Origin of the sequence: Rhizobium redzepovicii (assembly GCF_019793435.1) — a bacterium.
GTDB classification, from domain to species: Bacteria; Pseudomonadota; Alphaproteobacteria; order Rhizobiales; family Rhizobiaceae; genus Rhizobium; species Rhizobium redzepovicii.
Window position 1 is genome coordinate 457,831 of the sequence record NZ_JAILYH010000001.1, and the last position, 21,229, is coordinate 479,059.

The following is a 21,229-nucleotide window of genomic DNA, read 5'->3' on the forward strand; positions in this document are numbered from 1 at the left end:
ACGGTTGAGAAAATTTCACTATGACGATAGGGTTGGCCTCGGTCAAAAGCGAAGGCGGCAGCATGAAAACCAAGCGTGAAGCGGCAACTCAACCGGACGAGGCGCATGGCGGACGCACGCCCTTTTCCCAGGATCCGCACGCAGTTCGGGAACCGAAGGAAAACAACCTCGAAATGGCGATCGGCCATGAGGTGCGCGCCTACCGCAAAAAACTCGGCATCACCGTCACCGATCTCGCGGCCGCGACCGGCATTTCGCTCGGCATGCTGTCGAAGATCGAAAACGGCAACATCTCGCCCTCGCTGACGACACTGCAATCGCTGTCACGGGCGCTCGGCGTGCCGATGACCGCTTTCTTCCGCCGCTATGAGGAGCCGCGCAACGCCGTCTTCGTCAAGGCGGGGCAGGGTATCGAGCTCGAACGGCGCGGCACGCGGGCCGGCCATCAATATAATCTGCTCGGCCATATCGACAATAATACCAGTGGCGTCATCGTCGAGCCCTATCTCATCACACTGACCGCCGATTCCGACGTCTTCCCGACGTTCCAGCACGAAGGCATGGAGTTTCTCTATATGCTCGAAGGCGAGGTTATCTACCGCCACGGCGACCAGCTTTTCCAGATGCAGCCGGGCGACAGCCTGTTCTTCGATGCCGATGCGCCGCATGGGCCGGAACAGCTGGTGAAGCTGCCGAGCAAGTACCTCTCGATCATCAGTTATCCCCAACAGAACTCCAGAAGCTGACTTGCCTTAAAAGAAAAATTTATTCTTCCCAGTTGATGCTCTGAAACAGACCTGCTACTCCTTTCTCAACATGAACGGAGGCACGCGCTATGTGCGGCATTGTTGGACTGTTCCTCAAGGACAAGAGCCTTGAATCTCAGCTGGGAAATCTGCTCTCGGATATGCTGATCACCATGACGGATCGCGGACCGGATTCGGCCGGCATCGCGATCTATGGCGGTGCTGCCGAGGGCAGGGCGAAGATCACCATCCAGTCCGCCAATCCCAGCGCGGACTTCGAAGGCCTCGCCGCCGACCTCGAGAAGGCCGGCATCAAAGCCGAGGTATCGATCAAGAGCACGCATGCGGTCATCGAGCTTGATGCCTCCAAGCTTGGAACCGTGCGCAAGGCGCTCGAAGAGATCCGTCCGGCGGTCCGTCTGATGGGGTCGGGCGAAAGCGTCGAGATCTACAAGGAAATCGGCCTTCCGAAAGACGTCGTGAAGCGGTTCGACGTCCGCGCCATGGGCGGCACCCACGGCATCGGCCATACCCGCATGGCGACCGAATCCGCCGTCACCACGCTCGGCGCCCATCCGTTCTCGACCGGCGCCGACCAGTGCCTCGTGCACAACGGCTCGCTCTCCAACCACAACAATCTGCGCCGCGAACTCATCCGCGAAGGCATGACCTTCGAGACGCAGAACGATTCCGAAGTCGCCGCCGCCTATCTGACGGCCGAAATGGCCAAGGGCAAGGATCTCGGCCAGGCGCTGACTGGCGCGCTCGACGATCTCGACGGCTTCTTCACCTTCGTCGTCGGCACCAAATCCGGCTTCGGCGTGGTGCGCGACCCGATCGCCTGCAAGCCCGCCGTCATGGCCGAGACCGACCAATATGTCGCCTTCGGCTCGGAATACCGCGCGCTGGTCAACCTTCCCGGCATCGAGAATGCCCGTGTCTGGGAGCCGGAGCCGGCGACCGTTTATTTCTGGGATCACGACAAGGCCGCCTGAGGGGCGCCTGAAAACAGGAGACGGCTGAAACCGTCTCCCAGACAAACGAGGATTCCAACGAGGATTCAATGCCCATATTCGACCTTTCCAACACCCCGCTTCGCGAGTTGAACAGCGCCCTGCACGCCCTTTCGAAAGGCGCCAACGACACCGAATTCGAAGTCATCAACCCGCGCGGCAGCCATGCCGTCGCTGTCGGCATCGACAGCCCCGTCACGGTCTCCGTCAGAGGATCGGTCGGTTATTACTGCGCCGGCATGAATGATGGCGGCAGGGTGACGGTTCATGGTTCGGCCGGTCCGGGCGTTGCCGAAAACATGATGTCCGGCACCGTCGTCATCGAAGGCGACGCCAGCCAGTATGCCGGCGCCACCGGCCGCGGCGGCCTGCTCGTCATCAAGGGCAATGCGGCCTCGCGCTGCGGCATTTCGATGAAGGGCATCGACATCGTCGTTCACGGCAGCATCGGCCACATGTCGGCCTTCATGGGCCAGTCCGGCCATCTCGTCGTGCTCGGCGACGCCGGGGATGCGCTGGGGGATTCGCTCTACGAAGCCAAGCTTTTCGTCCGCGGCGAGGTCAAGAGCCTCGGCTCCGATTGCATCGAGAAAGAGATGCGGCGGGAGCATCTGGAGAAGCTTGCCGAGCTGCTCGAGCGCGCAGGGGTGACCGACGTCAGGCCCGAAGAGTTCAAGCGCTACGGCTCGGCCCGCAAGCTCTACAATTTCAACATCGACAACGCCGACGCGTATTGAGGCGAGGGATCCCCATGAGCTATCACAACCCCTATACCCCGCCCCGCAAGTCCGCGACCTTCGACGATTATACGCTCGCCGAAATCCGCCGGGCGGCCGCGACCGGGATCTATGACATCCGCGGCGCCGGCACCAAGCGCAAGGTTCCGCATTTCGACGATCTGCTGTTTCTCGGCGCCTCGATCTCGCGCTATCCGCTCGAAGGTTATCGCGAGAAGTGCGACACGACGGTGGTGCTCGGCTCGCGTTTCGCCAAGAAGCCGATCACGCTCAAGACGCCGATCACCATTGCCGGCATGAGCTTCGGCGCGCTTTCCGGCAATGCCAAGGAAGCGCTCGGCCGCGGCGCGACGATATCAGGCACCTCGACCACGACTGGCGACGGCGGCATGACCGATGAGGAACGCGGCCATTCGCAGACGCTGGTCTATCAGTACCTGCCGTCGCGCTACGGCATGAACCCGAAGGATTTGCGCCGCGCCGATGCGATCGAAGTCGTGGTCGGCCAGGGCGCCAAGCCCGGCGGCGGCGGCATGCTGCTCGGTCAGAAGATCTCCGACCGCGTCGCCAATATGCGCAACCTGCCGAAGGGTATCGACCAGCGCTCGGCCTGCCGCCATCCCGACTGGACCGGCCCCGACGATCTTGAAATCAAGATCATGGAGCTGCGCGAGATCACCGATTGGGAAAAGCCGATCTACGTCAAGATCGGCGGCGCGCGTCCCTATTACGACACCGCCCTTGCCGTGAAGGCGGGCGCCGACGTCGTCGTGCTCGACGGCATGCAGGGCGGCACCGCGGCCACCCAGGACGTCTTCATCGAGAATGTCGGCATGCCGACACTTGCCTGCATTCGCCCGGCCGTCCAAGCGCTGCAGGAACTCGGCATGCATCGGAAGGTGCAGCTGATCGTTTCGGGCGGCATCCGTTCCGGCGCCGACGTCGCCAAGGCGCTGGCGCTCGGCGCCGATGCAGTCGCGATCGGCACGGCGGCACTTGTCGCCATCGGCGACAACGATCCGCACTGGGAAGAGGAATATCAGAAACTCGGCACGACAGCCGGCGCCTATGACGACTGGCATGAAGGCAAGGATCCGGCCGGGATCACCACCCAGGATCCGGAGCTCGCAAAGCGCCTCGACCCGGTTGCGGCCGGCCGCCGCCTTGCCAACTACCTCAAGGTGATGACGCTCGAGGCGCAGACGATTGCGCGGGCCTGCGGCAAGAACCATCTGCACAACCTCGAGCCGGAAGACCTCGTCGCACTGACGATCGAGGCATCCGCCATGGCGCAAGTGCCGCTCGCCGGCACCAACTGGATCCCCGGCAAAGGGGGCTTTTGATTTCTACCGGCCGGGCAAACGTCCCGGCCGTTCCGTATCCATAACCAAGGTGTCTCCAAGAAATCCAAAGGGGAACGAGAATGACACTGGACCTTGCTGCTTTTGCCAGAGACAAAGGCATCAAATATTTCATGATCAGCTATACCGACCTGTTCGGCGGCCAACGCGCCAAGCTGGTCCCCGCCGAAGCCATTGCCGATATGCAGAAAGATGGCGCCGGCTTTGCGGGCTTTGCCACCTGGCTCGACCTGACGCCCGCCCATCCCGACCTGTTCGCGGTTCCCGATGCCTCCTCCGTCATCCAGCTCCCATGGAAGAAGGACGTCGCATGGGTCGCGGCCGACTGCGTCATGGACGATCAGCCGGTCGAACAGGCGCCGCGTGTGCTGCTGAAAAGACTGGTCGCTGAGGCTGCGCAAGAAGGGCTGCGGGTCAAAACCGGCGTCGAGCCGGAATTCTTTCTCATTTCCGCCGATGGCTCAGTGATCTCGGATCAGTACGATACCGCCGAAAAGCCCTGCTACGATCAGCAGGCGGTGATGCGCCGCTACGACGTCATCGCCGAGATCTGCGACTATATGCTCGAACTCGGCTGGAAGCCCTATCAGAACGACCACGAGGATGCGAACGGCCAGTTCGAGATGAACTGGGAATATGACGATGTTCTGAAGACGGCGGACAAGCACTCCTTCTTCAAGTTCATGGTCAAGTCGGTCGCCGAAAAGCACGGGCTTCGCGCTACCTTCATGCCGAAGCCCTTCAAGGGACTGACCGGAAACGGCTGCCACGCCCATATCTCGGTCTGGGACCTCGATGGCAAAGTCAACGCCTTCGCGGACAAGGAGATGGCTTTCGGGCTCTCTGCTCAGGGCAAGACCTTCCTCGGCGGCATCATGAAGCATGCCTCCGCACTTGCCGCGGTTACCAATCCGACGGTCAATTCCTACAAGCGCATCAACGCGCCGCGCACCACATCGGGCGCTACCTGGTCGCCGAACACCGTCACCTGGACGGGCAACAACCGCACCCACATGGTGCGCGTTCCGGGACCGGGACGTTTCGAGCTGCGCCTGCCTGATGGGGCGGTCAATCCCTACCTGCTGCAGGCGATCATCATCGCCGCCGGCCTCGACGGCATCCGCAGCCAGGCAGACCCCGGCCGGCACTACGATATCGACATGTATGCCGAGGGCCATCTGGTGAAGGACGCGCCGCGCCTGCCGCTCAACCTTCTCGATGCGCTACGCGCCTATGATGACGACGAGGGCCTGAAGCAGGCGATGGGGGCGGAATTTTCCGCCGCCTATCTGAAGCTGAAGCATCGGGAATGGAATGCCTACTGCTCGCATTTCACCCAATGGGAACGCGACAGCACGCTCGACATCTGAGCGGCCGACGGATGTCTTTAAGACCGCCGACATGCCGGAGCGACAAGCTTCGGCGTGATCGCATCCTCGGCACCTGATCTCGAAGGAAGAGACAGCATGAAAAACATCGTACTGACCGTATCCTGCACATCCACGCGCGGCATCGTTGCGGCGATTTCGAGCTATCTGGCGGAAAAGGGCTGCAACATCATCGACAGCTCGCAGTTCGACGATCTCGATACCGGCAAGTTCTTCATGCGCGTCTCCTTCATCTCCGAAGAAGGTCTTTCCGGCTCAGAGATCGGCGCCGATTTTGCCGCCGTCGCCGCGCCCTTTTCGATGGAATACGAATTCCACGACAGCGAAAGCCGCATGAAGGTGCTGTTGATGGTGTCGCGCTTCGGCCATTGTCTCAATGACCTGCTCTACCGCTGGAAGATCGGCGCGCTGCCGATCGACATCGTCGGCGTCGTCTCCAACCATTTCGACTACCAGAAGGTCGTGGTCAACCACGACATCCCCTTCCACCATATTCCGGTCACCAAGGCCAACAAGGTGCAGGCCGAAGCCCATATCATGGAGGTGGCCGAGCAGACCGGCACCGAACTGATCGTGCTTGCCCGCTACATGCAGATCCTGTCGGACGAGATGTGCCAGAAGATGTCGGGCAAGATCATCAACATCCACCATTCCTTCCTGCCGAGCTTCAAGGGCGCCAACCCCTACAAGCAGGCCTATGGCCGCGGCGTCAAACTGATCGGCGCCACCGCCCATTACGTCACCGCCGACCTCGACGAAGGCCCGATCATCGAGCAGGATACGGCGCGCATTACCCATGCGCAGTCGCCCGACGACTACGTCTCGATCGGCCGCGACGTCGAAAGCCAGGTGCTGGCCCGCGCCATCCACGCCCATATCCACCATCGCACCTTTATCAACGGCAATAGAACCGTGGTCTTCCCGGCAAGCCCCGGCAGCTACGCTTCCGAACGCATGGGTTGAGCGCCGCCGGCCAGCCGAAAATTTATGCAAGCCTATTCCGCCAGTCGCTCGGGCGCGCTGAACTTTTCGAGCTTGGTAAAGGAGGCCGGCCGACGACATCCGCAAGTTTGGGCAAGACTTAGGACGCAGTACGCTTTCCGAAGCCGAACGTCTTGCGCAGGCTGCTGTCGACCGCGTTTGCCGGCATGAACCTGCGCAACCGGCTTAGAAGCGTCGCCTGGCCGCCGGCCGGTTGACGCATTTTGTATGGTCCGTTGATTGCCGCCAATATCTTCTCCGCAACCTTTACAGGCGACGGCGCGGTTTTGATCTGGGCCTGCACCGTCTTGATGGTCGCGTCCGCCTGCGCTGCGTAGGCTCCCAAGGGTGCCTCGGTCTGTGCCGCGTTTACATCGAGTTTGGTGTTTGTGAAGGTCGGCTCAACCAGCACGACGCGCACGTTGAACTCACGAATCTCATGATCCAGCGACTCCGACAATCCTTCGAGCGCATGCTTGCTGCTCGCATATATTCCCATGAACGGTGCCGGCAGGAATCCGAGGACCGAGCTGATATTGATGATCAGCCCGCTGCGGGCGGCGCGCATGGAGGGCAAGGCAGCGCGGATCATGCGCAAAGGGCCGAAAACATTGGCATCGAATACCGTTTGCGCTTCGGAAGGCGACGTGTTCTCGACAGGGCCGACCAGCGAAACGCCGGCATTGTTGACCAGGATGTCAATCTTGCCTGCCTCGGACAAAACCCATTGAACAAAATTTGAAACCGAGACGTCATCGGTCACGTCGACAGTCCCATAGCGCACACCGGGAATGGCGTTGACACGGTTAGGGTTGCGTACGCCCCCAAAGACCTGGAAGCCGTGTTGTGCGAGAAGGCGGGCTGACGCTTCACCTATTCCGGAGGATGCTCCGGTGATAACGACAACTCTGTTTTGGGACATGCATGCTCCTTGGCTTTTGGCGCGACTGGTTGATGACGTACTTCAACAGTAGGTTGGAACTTTCACCCCTGTCGCCAAGGGGCAGTTCCTCAGAACCTGGCATTTCAGCACGTAAGATTTCGATCGCCATCTATTCGTGCTTTAGATGTCAATCGAAATATAAAATCAAGTGTTTTTTTGCTTTACGGAGATTTTTTCCGATGATCGCGCCTCCAAGCGCGCAAGGGCATGGCGCCGAGCCGGACGGCCCGCCGACATTACGGCTCGGAGCAGCATGAGCCTCAACGAGGTCAGGATTTCGGAGCGGCGGTCCCCGCTCGGTTTCGCGCGACCATTTCGTCCCAAAGCCCGTCACGCAGGGTTTCACGCCTTCAGGGACGTCTCGAGGTCCGCTGTGCCGAGCGCTTTCATGATGAAGCGGATTTGGGCGTGGAGGCTGACTGCGGCGGCATCACCCTCCTGGACGCGCTGCTCAACCAGAAGCGGATGGAAGAACGGCAGGAAGGCGGTGATGATGCCGCGCGCGGCTTCGTCAACGTCTTCGACATTGAACTCTCCTGTCTGCAGACCCTCGCGGACAAGGGCTTTGAGGATTGCTAGGATCTGCTCATTATGCGCGCTGATCGTTGCCAACTTCCATCCATGGCGGCGACGAGCAGCTCGTGCATCGGTCTGTCCTCCGCAAGCCTTCTCGTGCTGTGCCGGTGAATGGCGACCAAAAGATCAGCCAGCCTTTTGCTCGCCGGCGCATCCGATCGTGCAATCGCCAGAGCGATTTCAGCAACCTCTTTGACCACAAGTCCGCAGACGGAACTGTTGATCGCTGTCCTCGAGGAAAAGAAGCGATAGATATTGGCGCGGCTCATGCCGAGTTCGGCGGCGATGTCGGCGACCGACGTCTTATGATAGCCGATCCGCCGAAAATATCTTTCCGCCACCTCGAGAATCCGCGTCCGTGACTGCTCGAGATCACCTGCTATCGGATCCGCAAAAGTCATCGCCGCCTCCGGAGAATATCACTCGGCAGCAATTGCCGTCGGTAACTCCACCTCCTTCGATGAATTTTCATGGCTCTCGTTTTTCGTCGGCTTGATGCGGAACCAGGTGGCGTAGAGAGCGGGAAGGAAGAGCAGGATCATCACCGTGCCGACCGCCGTTCCGCCGATCAGCGTGTATGCCATCGATCCCCAGAACACCGAGTGCGTCAGAGGAATGAAGGCAAGCACGGCGGCAAGGGCGGTCAGGATCACCGGGCGCGTCCGCTGCACTGTCGCCTCGATAACGGCGTGATAATCGTCGAGACCGGCGGCCTTATTCTCCTTGATCTGTTCCGTCAGGATCAGGGTGTTGCGCATCAGGATTCCGGCCAGCCCGATCAATCCGAGAATGGCATTGAAGCCGAAGGGTTTGTCGAAGAGCAGCAGGACCGGGACCGCGCCGGCAAGACCGAGTGGCCCCGTCAGCATGACCATGGTCATCGTCGACAGGCTACGAACCTGCAGCACGATAACGATCAGCATGGCGGCAATCATCGTCGGGAAGATTTTCACCAGGGCGTTATTGGCCTTGAGCGATTCCTCGATGTTCCCGCCCATCTCGATCCGATATCCCACGGGAAGCGAGGCGATCAGCGGCTGAAGCGCCTTGAGAATCTGCTCTGATACTTCGGGCGGTTGTGACGCCTCGTTGATATCGGAGCGGATCGTGATGACCGGCGTGCGATCGCGGCGTTTCAGGATCGGTTCTTCAAAGCGGATTTCCGAGTGGCCGATCTGATCCAGCGGAATCTGCCGCCCATCCCGGCTCATCAGCGAGAAGTCTGCCAATCGTGAAGGGTCAAGCCGGTTGCCGCCGGCACTGCGGGCAACGACAGGCACGTTGCGGATATTCTCGCGAACCTCCGTGACCGGAATTCCGCTCAGCAGCAATTGCAGTTGCTGACCTGCCTCGGCCGGCGACAGGCCGATTAGGCCCAACCGATCCTGGTCGGGAACGAAGCGCAGCACCGGCGTGCGGTTGCCCCAATCGCGGTTTGCCTGGCGCACATCCGGCACGCTCTTCATGATCTCGAGGGCTTTGTCGGAAATCTGGTACAGCTGCTCAGGATCCGGGCCGGCGATCCGGAATTCGACCGGAAACGGCGTGTAAGGACCGAAGACCAGCTGCGTGACGCGGACATAGGCTTCAGGCGCGAGCCCGTCGGAAACGGCCGCGCGCAGCCGAAGCTTCAAGACTTCGCGTGTGTGGGCGTCGGGGGTCAGCACGACGATCTTGGCGAAAGACGGATCCGGCAATTCCGGCGCCATGGCAAAGAAGAAGCGGGGAGCGCCCTGGCCGACATAGCTGGTCACGGTCTTTGCCTCCGGCTGTTTCTGCAGCCACCCTTCGAGCTTCGCAACGGTCGCCGTCGTCGTCTCGATGCTGGTGCCTTCGGGCATGCGGACTTCGACGAGGACTTCGGGACGGTCCGACGTCGGGAAGAACTGCTTTTTCACCGATCCCATTCCAACGACGGAGGCCCCCATGGCGATGCCGACCACCGCACAAGTGAGGAACTTGTGGCGCACGGTCAACTCGATCAGCCGCCGCAGGCGCCTGTAATTCAGGGTGTTGTAGATAGCGTAATGGCCACCTTCGACCGGCTTGATCGCCGGCAGCATCTTGACGCCGAGATAGGGCGTGAAGACCACCGCGACAATCCAGGAGACGATCAGGGCAAAGCCGACGACCCAGAAGATGTTGCCGGCATATTCGCCGGCGGTCGACCTGGCAAAGCCGACCGGCATCAGCCCGATGATCGTCACGAGCGTGCCCGACAGCATCGGGGCCGCGGTATGGGTCCAGGCATAGGCAGCCGCCTTGATGCGATCCATCCCCTCTTCCATCTTCACCACCATCACTTCGATGGCGATGATGGCGTCGTCGACCAGAAGGCCGAGCGCCAGGATGAGCGCACCAAGGGTGATGCGATCGAAGAACCGGCCGGTCTCCAGCATGATGAGGAAGACGACGGCAAGGGTGAGAGGAACGGCCAGAGCCACGACGATGCCGACACGCCAGCCGAGGCTGACAAGGCTGACGAACAACACGACGCCGAGCGCCATGGCGAATTTCAGCATGAACTCGCCGACGGCTTCCTCGATGTTGACGGCCTGGTCGCTGACCTTGGCAAGCGTCATGCCGAGCGGCAAGGTCTTTGCAATCGCGGCGGATCTTTCTTCCAGCGCCTTGCCGAGGTCCAGACCGTTCCAGCCCTGCTGCATCACAGCAGCCAGCATGATCGCCGGCTCGCCGTCATGGCGAATGAGATAGGTGGCCGGATCTTGATACCCGCGCCGCACGTCGGCAAAATCCGAGAGCTTTAACGTCCGCCCGGCCGCAACGATCGGCGTGTCTGATATCGCCTGGATGCTGTCATAGGCGCCGTCGAAGCGAATGAACACCTGGGGCCCACGCGTATCGATCGACCCCGCCGGCGTCAGGGTGTTTTGCCGCTGCAAGGCGGCCGCGATGTCTTGGGCCGAAATGCCGAGTGTTGCGAGCTTGGCATAGGAGAATTCGACAAAGATCTGTTCGGGCCGCTCTCCGAGGATGTTGATCTTCTTGACTCCAGGAACATGCAGAAGATCCTGGCGGATCACCTCGGCCTGGCGCACAAGCTCGCGCATCGGCATGCCCTTGGCCTTCAGGGCATAAAGCCCGAAGCTGACATCGGAGTACTCGTCGTTGACAAAGGGACCGAGCACGCCCCTGGGCAGGTTGCCGGCCTCGTCTCCGAGCTTCTTCCGGGCCTGATAGAATTCCTCCTCGACGGCCGTGGCCGGCGTACTGTCCTTCAAAGTGACGGTCAAAAAGGCGTAGCCGGGCCGCGTTGTCGTCTCGACACGATCGTACCAGGTGAGTTCCTGGAGACGCTTCTCGAGCGGCTCGGCGACCAGATCCTGCATTTCACGCGCTGTCGCGCCCGGCCACACCGCTGTCACGGTCAGGGTTTTGATGGTGAAGGAGGGGTCTTCGGCGCGCCCGAGCTTGACAAATGCATAGGCGCCGGCGGCGGCCAGCAGAACGATGAAGAACAGGGTGACGGCCCGCTCGCGAACGGCGAGCGCGGAAAGATTGAAGTTCATCAGTTTGCCGCCTCTGCCTGTTCAACCTTGGTGCGCACGCTGGCGCCGTCCTGCAGCAGATGGGCGCCGAGAGCGACGACCGGCTCGCCTGCTTTGACGCTGGAAACCACCGCGACCTCCTCACCCATCCGTTCGATTTTCACGTGCCGGAAGTGGACGGTCGACGATGTCTGATCGAAAACCCAGACGCCGGTGCGGCTGCCATCGTCCAACACGGCGCCGACCGGCACCGCGGCATGCGATTGGCCACTGCCGTTGGCGATCCTGATCGTTACCGTCGCGCCCAGCGGCGCCGACGCTGCAGCGCCATCCAGAACCCAACGCGCCTCGTAGGTGCGGGTTTGCGGATCGGCAGCGTCGGAGATCTGGCGAAGCTGCGCCTTGTCCTGCCGGCTTTCGTTTCCGTAGAGACTGGCATCGGCGATATCGCCGAGCTGCGGCCTGAGGAATTCCGGAAGCCATACCAGCGCTTCACGCGGGCCGGCCTGTGCGAGCCGGACCACGGTTTGCCCCGCCGTCACGACCTGCCCCGGCTCGCCCAGCGTTTCGACGACCGTTCCATCGGTATCGGCAACCAGGACGGAATAGACCGTTTCGTTTTCCGCGACCTTGGCGTCCGCTTCCGCCGCGGCAAGCTGCGCGGTGGCGGTGTCGAGCGCTGCCTTGGCCTGCTCGTAGCGCTGCGGCGTCGCCGCCAATCCGTTTTTCACCAAGGCGGCGTAGCGTCTCTCGTCTGCCTGCGCCTGGGTCAGCACCGCCCCAGCGGCAGCGACCGCGTTTCGTTTCGCAGTCAGCGCGAGACGCAGATCGGTCTCGTCGATGCGCATCAGCGGCTGCCCGGCCTTGACATGCACCCCGACGTCCACATAACGCTGCACAATCTTGCCGGGCACACGAAAACCAAGGTTACTTTGCACCCGCGCGGCGATCGTGCCCGTGAAGCTGCGCTCGGCTGTCTCCGGCTTCTTTGCCTCGACCAGTTTGACGAATGGCGCTGCCATTCGTGGATCGGCGGCTTGCGGGCTTTTTTCTGAGGAGGCCCCGACAAAGACGAATGCCGTGGCGCCTGCAGCCGCCAGAAGGCAGAAAGAGGCGAGGAGGATTTTGCGGTTCATATCAGTAAGCCTTATTGACGGGCGCAGCTATTTATTTAGATTGCGATCTAACTCTAATTGGCATATAGATGTCAAATGAAATCTAATTGGAGATCGCTATGAGAGTCAGTCGCGCTCAGGCCGAGGCCAATCGTGAAACCGTGATCAATGTCGCAAGCCGGCTTTTTCGGGAGCATGGCTTCGACGGCATCGGATTGAAGGACCTGATGAAAGGAGCCGGCCTCACGCAAGGCGGATTCTATAAGCAGTTCGAATCGAAGGACGATCTTGTGGCGCTGGCATCGGGGCGAGCCATGGAAAGCGCGGTCCGCAGATGGTCGAGAGTTGCCGCCGGAAGTCCGGATCCGCTTGAAGCGGTTGTCGACCTATATCTTTCCCCCGGCCACCGGGAGGAGAAAGGGGATGGTTGCCCTTTGGCAGCACTGGGCTCCGACGCGGCGCGTCAGAGCGAAGAGGTACGCCTTCCATTCCAGAACGGCATTGAAGCCCATCTTCAGATTCTCGACGAATTAATCCCCGCGTCGGCCGGCTCGAAACCCTATGACAAGGCGATGGTCATCCTGTCCTTGATGGTGGGCGCTGTGACCATCTCCCGCATCATGACCGATCAAGAGATGTCGGAGCGTGTGCTCGAAACCGCGACCGGTGCCGTCAAGCGCATTGCGGGCGGTGCAGACGAAGAATGAGATCGCGCTTCTCAAGCCTCTCGCCTATGAGTTCACCAAACTCTCATGATCCATAACACCGCACGCACTCCACGATGGTCCGGCGCCGACTTCGACGGAATGCAGGAGACCTTCCTCGGACCAGCCCACTTCGACGCATCGCCTGATCATCGGGTTGGTGGCTTTCGTTGGTCCGCCGATGCACGATCTCAGGGTGCGGTGACGGTTGCCGATCTGGAATGCAACGGGGAGTGGAACCTCTGGGCAACCGCAGAGACACCGGAATGGCTTACCATTCACGTGCCGCGCGAAGGTCTCTCCGGCATGACGCGACGGCAAACCACGATAACAGCGTCACCGGGCCAGATACTGCTTGGCCAAAGTCGCGAGGCGGATCGCTTCCTGGTGCGGGGGACGCTGCATCGGTCGCAGAAACTCTTCCTGGATTGGGGTCAGATTTGCCAGACGTTCGGGCAGCTGTTCGAAGCCCCCCTTGTCGGATCGCTGGACCTGTCACCCCTCGTTGAGGGATCGACCCCCTCAGGATATCTCGTCAAGAACCTTGTCGAGACGATAATCTCCGGCATGCTCGGCGACGGTATCTTGCTTCATTCGCCGATAGCCATGGCCAACCTCACCCAGGCTCTCGCTGATTTACTGATCAGACTGGTGCCGCATCGCTACGCTCAGCGACTGGAACAGGCTGCGTTTACACCCGCTCCACGGCACGTTCGCCGGGCAATCGATTTCATGCACGCAAATATTGCTGCGCCGATCACGATCGGGATGATCGCTCGATCCGCCAACGTCTCGGTTCGCTCCTTGGAAACCGGCTTCCGGACTTTCAAAGGCGCGACACCGGGCAGCTACCTGAGAACCCTAAGACTACGCGCCGCCAGAAAAGACCTTCTGGATCGGTCGAACCTGCAGAGCATCAGGGATATCTGCCTGAAATGGGGTTTCGTCCACCCCGGCCGCTTTTCTGCACTATACGGGTCGGTCTACGGTGAAAGTCCGCGGGAAACCTAATCTGAAGCCAGCTGACCTGAGTTTCTCCATGTGGCGTAGAAGTCCGGGAATGCTCTCAGCTTCGAGCGCCAACCCTTACAAGCAGGCCTACGGCCGCGGCGTCAAGCTGATCGGGGCAACCGCGCATTACGTCACCGCCGATCCCGGCGGCTACAGAAGTTTTGGGGAAATGCATGTCGGACGGGCTTGCCACGGCGCGAAAGACTTATATAGTCAAGAAATAAATATTCCGTAGAGGAAATAAGAGGGAACGGTAATGGCATTATCATGGCGTTTCTCCGTCTTGGCGGATCGGCACCGCGCTCTGGGATCGAAGCTCGAGGACTGGAGCGGTATGGGAACCGCCTGGACCTACGACAAGGACATGTCGGAAGAGCATGTCGCCATCCGCACCAAGGCCGGCATCATGGATGTCTCGGGCCTGAAAAAGGTGCATCTGGTCGGCCCGCACGCCATCGCCGTGCTCGACGCCATCACCACCCGCGACCTGACGAAGATTTATCCCGGCCGCTCGGTCTATGCGACCATGCTGAACGACCGCGGCCACTTCACCGACGACTGCATCGTCTATCGCACCGGCCCGAATTCCTGGATGCTGGTGCATGGCTCCGGCTCCGGGCATGAAGAGGTCGTCAAGCAGGCAGCGGGCCGCAATTGCGCCGTGCTGTTCGACGACGACCTGCACGACCTGTCGCTGCAGGGTCCGATCGCGGTCGACTATCTTGCCAAATATGTGCCTGGCATCCGCGATCTCAAATATTTCCACCACATGCAGACGACGCTGTTCGGCGCGCCGGTGATGATCTCGCGCACCGGTTATACCGGCGAGCGCGGCTACGAGATCTTCGTGCGCGGCCAGGACGCGGTCATGGTCTGGGACCGGATCGTCGAAGAAGGCAAGGAGATGGGCATCATTCCCTGCTGCTTCTCCGTTCTCGACATGCTGCGGGTGGAAAGCTACCTGCTCTTCTATCCCTATGACAATTCGCAGATGTATCCCTTCGCCGATCAGCCGCCCGGCGACAGCCTCTGGGAACTCGGCCTCGACTTTACCGTCAGCCCCGGCAAGACGGGCTTCCGTGGCGCCGAGGAACATGCTCGCCTGAAGGGCAAGGAACGCTTCAAGATCTTTGGCATGCTGATCGATGCCGACGGACCGGCCGATCTCGGCGACGAAGTCTTTGCCGACGGCAAAAAGGTCGGCGTCATTACCTGCCCGAGCTATTCGTCGCTGACGCAGAAATCCATGGCGATTGCTCGTCTGGACGTTGACAAGGCAGTGCATGGGACGAAACTCGAAGTCCGCGGCAAGACCGTGATGGCAGGCGCCACCGCCCATACGCTCCCCTTCGACGATCCGGAGAAGAAGAAGAGGACCGCCGTAGGTTAAGGAGCACGCGAATGCTCGTTGCAGGCATCAAGAGCCGACCAGTCTACACGGGCCTGACCATCCAGCCGCGCGCCCGGCGGCACATTTTCGCGCTCGAAGGGGAGGGCGCCAAGGCTCTCCTCGATCAGCAGCCGGCGCTTGACGAAACGGCGCTTGCCCGCAGCGAAATCCTCTATGTCGCCCGCGGCTCTCAAGGGTCCGGCCTCGACGAGGCGCTGCGCCGCCTCGGCGCCGACATGTTCTTCACGGCGCCGACGATCGCCACACTGCTCTTCCGGCTGAAGGGTTCGCTCGCCACCGCTCATATGGGCACGCGGCTCTATATCTCGGGCACGGAAGGTTTCATCGGCCAGGCGATGCTTGTCGGCCTCGACTACGGCATGGACCATGCGTCCGTCATCACCGAGCATCGCGGTTCGCTGGCCCGGCGTGTGCAATGCGTCCATTGCAAGGGCATTACCGACGACGTCACCACCAGCCCCTTTGCCTGCAGCCATTGCGGGCTGCCGCTTCTGGTGCGCGACCATTATTCGCGTCGGCTCGCCGCCTTCCAGGGCGTCAATATCGATGCGGAAGAACCGGGCAGCGCGCCTGATCCGGAGGAGTTGTTCCTTTGAGCGGTGGCACTGAAATTCCTGTCCGCGTGACGCGGATCACGCCGATCGCCGAGCGCGTCAAGCGCTTCCGTTTCGAGCGCCTTGACGGCAAGCTGATGCCTTATTTCTCCGGCGGCGCGCACGTCATCGTTTTGATGAACGATGGCGGCCATATGCGCCGCAACGCCTATTCGCTGATGTCGCCGCCGCATGATTGCGCAGCCTATGAGATCAGCGTGCTGCATGTCGAGGATTCGCGCGGCGGCTCCACCTTCATGCATGAGAAGCTCAGCGAAGGCGACGAGCTGAAGGTCAGCTATCCCGTCAACCTGTTCCAGCCTGACTGGCGCGGGCGCAAGCACCTTCTGATCGCCGGCGGCATCGGCATCACCCCCTTCATCGCGATGATGGAGCAGTTTTCCCGCGAGGGCGCCAATTTCGAGCTGCATTATGCCATCCGCACGCGCGACCGCGGCGCCTATTGGCAGCAACTTGTCGAGCGCTATGGCGGACATCGGATCAAGATCTATTGCGACGCCGAAGGCGACGCCATCCCCCTGACGCGCCTGCTGGGCACCCAGCCGCTCGGCACGCATCTTTATGTCTGCGGCCCGTCCGGCATGATCGACGGCGTGCTGAAAACCGGCCTCAACGCCGGCTGGCCGGAACAGAACCTGCATTCGGAACGGTTCCTGTCGTCACTGCCCGGCAAGCCCTTCGCGATCGAGCTCCTGCGGTCCGGCAAGACCGTGAAGGTCGGCCATCACGAAAGCATGCTGGAGGCGATCGAGGCGGCGGGCGTCGACGCGCCCTTCCTCTGTCGCGGCGGCGCCTGCGGTCAATGCGAGACCGGGGTCGTCACTTGCGACGGCAAGCTGCTGCACCATGACGTCTATTTGACGAGCGAAGAAAAAGCATCCGGCCGCAAGGTGATGATCTGCGTTTCCCGCTTCGAGGGAAACACGCTGCATCTTGATCTTTAGCGGCATCGGAAGCGGAACAAGGAGACCGGACATGGCAATCGTCTTCAAGCAGGAAACCTTCCGGAACGATTTCAGCTACCGGAACAGCCCCGAAAACATCCGGCGTTTCCCGTTTCCCTTCGACCGCGACGAATACATGTATTCGGTCAACATGGAGCCTCATGTGCACGGCCGGGCGGGAACCGTCTACGAAAGCCTGATCGACGTCGACGAGCATTATGTCGCCGAGATGCACGACCGGGCCCTGGTCCTGAAGGAAGATCCGCTGCGCTACCAGGCGCTGCCTCATATGATGAGCGCGCAGTGGGACACGCTCGAATTGCTGATGGAAGAGCAGGCGGCAGGGTATCCCGATCATTTCACGCTGATCCGCAACGGCGACCAGTGGCGCTGGATCAACCGCCCGCTCGGCATCGACGACAGCTTCACCTTCGGCGATGCCTCGACGCTGCCCTATGAGCCCTTCGAATATATCACCCGCCAGGCCCAGGGCGACTTCTGCATCGTCGACCAGCGCGACAGCAATCTCTGGATGGACGCCGGCATGGTGACGACGCAGGCCGACTGGTCGCTCGATTTCGATATCGGCATGAACTTCATGGAATGGCACGGGCCGGTGCCGCTCGCCCACCAGATCGGCGTCTTCGACCGTGCGCTGAAATTCCTGCTGAACCTGCAGCAGGGCAAGCCGACACGACGCTTCAACTGGACGATGACGATCAATCCGCGGCTCGACACCAGCCCGGAGAATTATCACAAATGGGGTCCGGACCGCACGACGGTGACGCCGGAGAATGTCGGCGAGAAGGTGCATCTTCGCGTCGAGCTGCAAAGCCTCTGGCGCCTGCCGCGCTCGAACGCCATCCTCTTCGTCATCCGCTGCTACCTGATGAACATGGAAGAGCTCGTCACCGTGCCGAAATGGGCGCGCCGCTTTCCGCGCGTGCTGAAGACGCTGCCGCCCGAGCTCATCGACTACAAGGGCCTCACCCGCTTCCGCGAGACGACGATCGACTGGCTTTCCAAATATGACGACGGGGCGCCGACCAGCCCCGGCATCTATCCGGACTGAGGCGCAGCGATGTGCGAGATAAAACGATATAATCAAGAGGGGAATGCTTCATGACAAGAGTAGCCGTCATCGGTGCCGGTCCTTCCGGGCTGGCGCAGCTGCGCGCCTTTCAATCGGCTGCCCAGAAGGGCGCCGAGATCCCGGAGATCGTCTGCTTCGAAAAGCAGTCGGACTGGGGCGGGCTCTGGAACTATACCTGGCGCACCGGGCTCGACGAATATGGCGAGCCGGTGCATGGCAGCATGTATCGTTATCTCTGGTCGAACGGCCCGAAGGAATGCCTCGAATTCGCCGATTATTCCTTCGAGGAGCATTTCGGCAAGCCGATCGCTTCCTATCCGCCGCGCGCCGTGCTCTGGGATTATATCAAGGGCCGCGTCGAAAAGGCCAATGTCCGCCATTGGGTGCGCTTCAGCACGCCGGTGCGCATGGTTCGCTTCGACGATCAGACGGAGAAATTCACGGTGACGGCGCATAACCGCGTCGAGGACCGGATGTATGACGAGGAATTCGACTATGTCGTCGTGGCATCAGGCCACTTCTCGACGCCGAACGTGCCCTATTTCGAGGGCGTGAAGACCTTCAACGGCCGCGTCCTGCATGCCCATGATTTCCGCGACGCGCTGGAGTTCAAGGGCAAGGATATCCTCATCGTCGGCCGCAGCTATTCGGCCGAAGACATCGGCTCGCAATGCTGGAAATACGGCGCAAAGTCGGTGACGACGAGCTACCGCTCGAAGCCGATGGGCTTCAAATGGCCTGAGAATTTCGAGGAACGGCCGCTGCTGACCCGGCTTGAAAACCGCACGGCGTATTTCCTCGACGGATCGAGCAAGGAGGTCGACGCGCTGATCCTCTGCACCGGCTACCAGCACCATTTCCCCTTCCTGCCCGACGATCTCCGGCTGAAGACCGCCAACCGCCTCTGGGCCGACAGCCTCTACAAGGGGGTGATCTTCGATAAGAACCCGCAGCTCTTCTATATCGGCATGCAGGACCAATTCTATACCTTCAACATGTTCGACGTACAGGCCTGGTGGGCACGCGACGTGATGATGGGCCGCATCACCCTGCCGCCGGAAGAGGAGCTGAAGGCCAATTTCGACATGTGGCGGGCCCGCGAAGAGACGCTTGAGGATGCCGAGCAGATGATCTGGTATCAGGGCGACTATGTGAAGGAACTGCTTGCCGAGACCGATTATCCCTCCTTCGACATCGAAGGCACCAACCGGACCTTCATGGAGTGGGAACACCACAAGGCGGACAATATCATGGGCTTCCGCGACCACGCCTATCGATCGCTGATGACCGGCAACATGTCGCCGACGCACCACACGCCCTGGGTCGAGGCGCTAGACGATTCCAAGGAGGAATATCTGCGCAACTGATCGGACGGCGAGTGCTTGGCCGGACGAAGGTGTTCGTACATTTTCGTCCGGCATAGTATGGCCGGCGCCTTTTTAAACGAGCCGACATAAATCCATCCGCAACTCTTCTCTTCGAACGTGGCCCTCATGGATTTTCAAACGAGCATCCTCGGACGCATGAGCGGTTTTCTCTATCGCTGCCGTGCCGATGAAAACTATACGATGCTTGAGATGACCAACGGCATCGAGCGCATTTTCGGCTACCCCGCCGACGACATCATCGGCAACCGTGCGCGGACCTTCACCTCGATCATGTACGAGGAAGACGTTCCCTTGATGGACGAAATCGTCGGCCGGGCGCTGGAGAAGCGCGCGGACTGGACGATGGAATACCGCATCCGCCATGCGATGGGCCATCTGATCTGGGTGACGGAGACCGGCGGCGGCATATGGGACCCCAAGGGCGAGCTTCTCTACCTCGAAGGCAGCATCATCAACATCGAATCGCTCTATCAGCGAATCGACGAGCGGACCGCCGACATGCGCGTCACCGCTTCGAAGACCAACGAGATCCTGCAATCGCTGCGCTACCTGAAGCTGCTTGCCGTCAATGCCGGCATCGAAGCAGCCCGCGCCGGCACCGCCGGATCGGGCTTTGCCGTGCTTGCCGCCGAGATGCGCATGCTTGCCAACTCCTCCGAAGAGGCCGCGCGCGCCATTTCCGAGGCGCAACGCAAGGCCGAAGGCTGAGCGTTTCCGCTAGCAAGGAAATATTTACGGCTCAGGTCGAAAACGCAGTTGTTAACCGTGCGGCCATATCAAATATGACCACGTATTTTCAATGACTTGCTTCAATTTCGCGGTTGAAAAAACGCTTGTCATTGCCGCTAATATTAAGGTCGCGTTAACCTTTTGTTAACCATAGCAGCGGTAGATATGGTCAACGATTTCTTCACATAGATGACCAAAGTGCTAACAGACGCTCGCTCTATCCGCATCAAGGGCCGCTCCTTTCTGGCCGTCATGTTGTCTCCGGACCTTCCTTTCGATGATTGGTTGGCGAGGCTCGACGATCTGGCCGCGCGTTCGGCCGGCTTCTTCCTCGGACGGCCTGTTGTGCTCGATCTGACGGACCTGCAAATCGACCGGCCGCAGCTGAAAGAGCTGATTGCCGAACTGGCCAAGCGCAATGTCAGCATCATGGGCATCGAGGGCGCACGGCCTTCCATTCTCGGCGCGGGCATGCCGCCGGCGCTCAAAGGCGGCCGCTCCGCTTCAGACATCGAGGTTCAGGCCAATGAGCCTGCCGGTTCGCCGGTGAAACCTGAAGTCGCCGCGATCCGCCCGGCAACGACGCAATCGATCGTCATCAGGGAGCCGGTGCGCTCCGGGCAATCGGTGATCTTCCCGGAAGGCGACGTCACGGTCATCGGATCGGTCGCCTCCGGCGCCGAGGTCATCGCCGGCGGGTCGGTCCATATCTATGGGGCGCTGCGTGGCCGCGCCATGGCGGGGTCCATCGGCAACGCATCGGCGCGGATCTTTTGCCGCAAGCTGGAAGCCGAGCTGGTCGCAATCGACGGCGTTTACAAAATGGCGGAAGACATGGCCGCCAATCTTCGTGGACAGGCTGTTCAGCTCTGGCTCGAAGAAGATGCGATCATGGCGGAAAAAATGACCTGACGACAGCGCCGCGCGGCTTTGAGAAACGCGTGAAGGATGCTGAGACACTTCGAA

Annotated in this window: 20 protein-coding genes and 1 pseudogene; 16 read left to right on the forward strand and 5 right to left on the reverse strand. The window is 60.8% G+C overall.

What is annotated here, in order from left to right; translation table 11 throughout:
- The first annotated feature begins 20 nt into the window (after positions 1-20).
- The 6 genes from K6N12_RS02130 (at position 21) to purU (K6N12_RS02155) (ending at position 6,208) form a co-directional block, all read left to right on the forward strand.
- A complete protein-coding gene (locus K6N12_RS02130; protein WP_245500015.1) occupies positions 21-746 on the forward strand; it encodes a helix-turn-helix domain-containing protein in 726 nt (241 codons plus the stop codon).
- 89 nt (positions 747-835) lie between these two features.
- Positions 836-1,741, forward strand: a complete 906-nt coding sequence (locus tag K6N12_RS02135) for a class II glutamine amidotransferase (RefSeq protein ID WP_222148651.1) — start codon at positions 836-838, stop codon at positions 1,739-1,741.
- A gap of 68 nt (positions 1,742-1,809) precedes the next feature.
- Entirely contained in the window at positions 1,810-2,496 is a 687-nt protein-coding gene (locus K6N12_RS02140; RefSeq protein ID WP_054184585.1) for a GltB/FmdC/FwdC-like GXGXG domain-containing protein, read from the forward strand.
- A 14-nt stretch (positions 2,497-2,510) separates the two neighbouring features.
- Positions 2,511-3,839 carry an FMN-binding glutamate synthase family protein gene (locus K6N12_RS02145; protein WP_097625746.1) on the forward strand — a complete coding sequence of 443 codons (1,329 nt, stop codon included), beginning with the start codon at positions 2,511-2,513 and terminating at the stop codon, positions 3,837-3,839.
- 80 nt (positions 3,840-3,919) lie between these two features.
- Positions 3,920-5,227 carry a type III glutamate--ammonia ligase gene (glnT, locus tag K6N12_RS02150; RefSeq protein WP_222148652.1) on the forward strand — a complete coding sequence of 436 codons (1,308 nt, stop codon included), beginning with the start codon at positions 3,920-3,922 and terminating at the stop codon, positions 5,225-5,227.
- Between the two features lie 96 nt (positions 5,228-5,323).
- The gene (gene purU / locus K6N12_RS02155; RefSeq protein ID WP_131710783.1) at positions 5,324-6,208 is read left to right on the forward strand and encodes a formyltetrahydrofolate deformylase; all 885 of its coding nucleotides are present in this window, start codon (positions 5,324-5,326) and stop codon (positions 6,206-6,208) included.
- A gap of 118 nt (positions 6,209-6,326) precedes the next feature.
- Here the strand turns inward: purU (K6N12_RS02155) and K6N12_RS02160 are convergent, their stop codons facing one another.
- From K6N12_RS02160 to K6N12_RS02175, 5 genes are all read right to left on the reverse strand, one after another.
- Positions 6,327-7,148 carry an oxidoreductase gene (locus K6N12_RS02160; protein WP_097629702.1) on the reverse strand — a complete coding sequence of 274 codons (822 nt, stop codon included), beginning with the start codon at positions 7,146-7,148 and terminating at the stop codon, positions 6,327-6,329.
- 363 nt (positions 7,149-7,511) lie between these two features.
- A complete protein-coding gene (locus tag K6N12_RS34770; RefSeq protein ID WP_343228854.1) occupies positions 7,512-7,781 on the reverse strand; it encodes a hypothetical protein in 270 nt (89 codons plus the stop codon).
- Complete coding sequence (locus K6N12_RS34775) at positions 7,745-8,146, reverse strand: TetR/AcrR family transcriptional regulator (RefSeq protein WP_343228855.1); 402 nt, start codon at positions 8,144-8,146, stop codon at positions 7,745-7,747. Before K6N12_RS34775 ends, K6N12_RS34770 begins: the two co-directional genes overlap by 37 nt.
- An 18-nt stretch (positions 8,147-8,164) precedes the next feature.
- A complete protein-coding gene (locus K6N12_RS02170) occupies positions 8,165-11,275 on the reverse strand; it encodes an efflux RND transporter permease subunit (RefSeq protein WP_222148653.1) in 3,111 nt (1,036 codons plus the stop codon).
- Positions 11,275-12,390 carry an efflux RND transporter periplasmic adaptor subunit gene (locus K6N12_RS02175; protein WP_222148654.1) on the reverse strand — a complete coding sequence of 372 codons (1,116 nt, stop codon included), beginning with the start codon at positions 12,388-12,390 and terminating at the stop codon, positions 11,275-11,277. Before K6N12_RS02175 ends, K6N12_RS02170 begins: the two co-directional genes overlap by 1 nt.
- A 98-nt stretch (positions 12,391-12,488) precedes the next feature.
- On the opposite strand from K6N12_RS02175, the gene K6N12_RS02180 reads away from it, so the two are divergent.
- The 10 genes and pseudogenes from K6N12_RS02180 to minC all read left to right on the forward strand — a co-directional run bounded on the left by K6N12_RS02180 (position 12,489) and on the right by minC (position 21,175).
- Complete coding sequence (locus K6N12_RS02180) at positions 12,489-13,076, forward strand: TetR/AcrR family transcriptional regulator (protein ID WP_097629706.1); 588 nt, start codon at positions 12,489-12,491, stop codon at positions 13,074-13,076.
- A 45-nt stretch (positions 13,077-13,121) separates the two neighbouring features.
- Positions 13,122-14,084: a helix-turn-helix transcriptional regulator gene (locus tag K6N12_RS02185; RefSeq protein WP_222148655.1), complete on the forward strand. Its 963-nt coding sequence runs from the start codon at positions 13,122-13,124 to the stop codon at positions 14,082-14,084.
- A 55-nt stretch (positions 14,085-14,139) separates the two neighbouring features.
- Positions 14,140-14,226 (forward strand): annotated as a pseudogene (gene purU / locus K6N12_RS34990) (formyltetrahydrofolate deformylase); the annotation flags it as partial.
- Positions 14,227-14,340: 114 nt separating this feature from the next.
- Complete coding sequence (locus K6N12_RS02195) at positions 14,341-15,474, forward strand: aminomethyl transferase family protein (RefSeq protein ID WP_222148656.1); 1,134 nt, start codon at positions 14,341-14,343, stop codon at positions 15,472-15,474.
- 11 nt (positions 15,475-15,485) lie between these two features.
- Positions 15,486-16,091, forward strand: coding sequence for a dimethylamine monooxygenase subunit DmmA family protein (locus tag K6N12_RS02200; RefSeq protein ID WP_183854420.1), 606 nt, complete (start codon positions 15,486-15,488; stop codon positions 16,089-16,091).
- Positions 16,088-17,053 carry a PDR/VanB family oxidoreductase gene (locus K6N12_RS02205; RefSeq protein WP_183778279.1) on the forward strand — a complete coding sequence of 322 codons (966 nt, stop codon included), beginning with the start codon at positions 16,088-16,090 and terminating at the stop codon, positions 17,051-17,053. The genes K6N12_RS02200 and K6N12_RS02205 overlap by 4 nt, the downstream gene beginning before the upstream one ends.
- 31 nt (positions 17,054-17,084) lie before the next feature.
- Entirely contained in the window at positions 17,085-18,125 is a 1,041-nt protein-coding gene (locus tag K6N12_RS02210) for a heme-dependent oxidative N-demethylase family protein (protein ID WP_018448675.1), read from the forward strand.
- A 50-nt stretch (positions 18,126-18,175) separates the two neighbouring features.
- Positions 18,176-19,513, forward strand: coding sequence for an NAD(P)-binding domain-containing protein (locus K6N12_RS02215; RefSeq protein ID WP_183778277.1), 1,338 nt, complete (start codon positions 18,176-18,178; stop codon positions 19,511-19,513).
- Between the two features lie 126 nt (positions 19,514-19,639).
- The gene (locus K6N12_RS34615) at positions 19,640-20,242 is read left to right on the forward strand and encodes a methyl-accepting chemotaxis protein (protein ID WP_097629712.1); all 603 of its coding nucleotides are present in this window, start codon (positions 19,640-19,642) and stop codon (positions 20,240-20,242) included.
- A 210-nt stretch (positions 20,243-20,452) separates the two neighbouring features.
- Entirely contained in the window at positions 20,453-21,175 is a 723-nt protein-coding gene (gene minC, locus K6N12_RS02225) for a septum site-determining protein MinC (protein ID WP_183778275.1), read from the forward strand.
- The last annotated feature ends 54 nt before the right edge of the window (positions 21,176-21,229 follow it).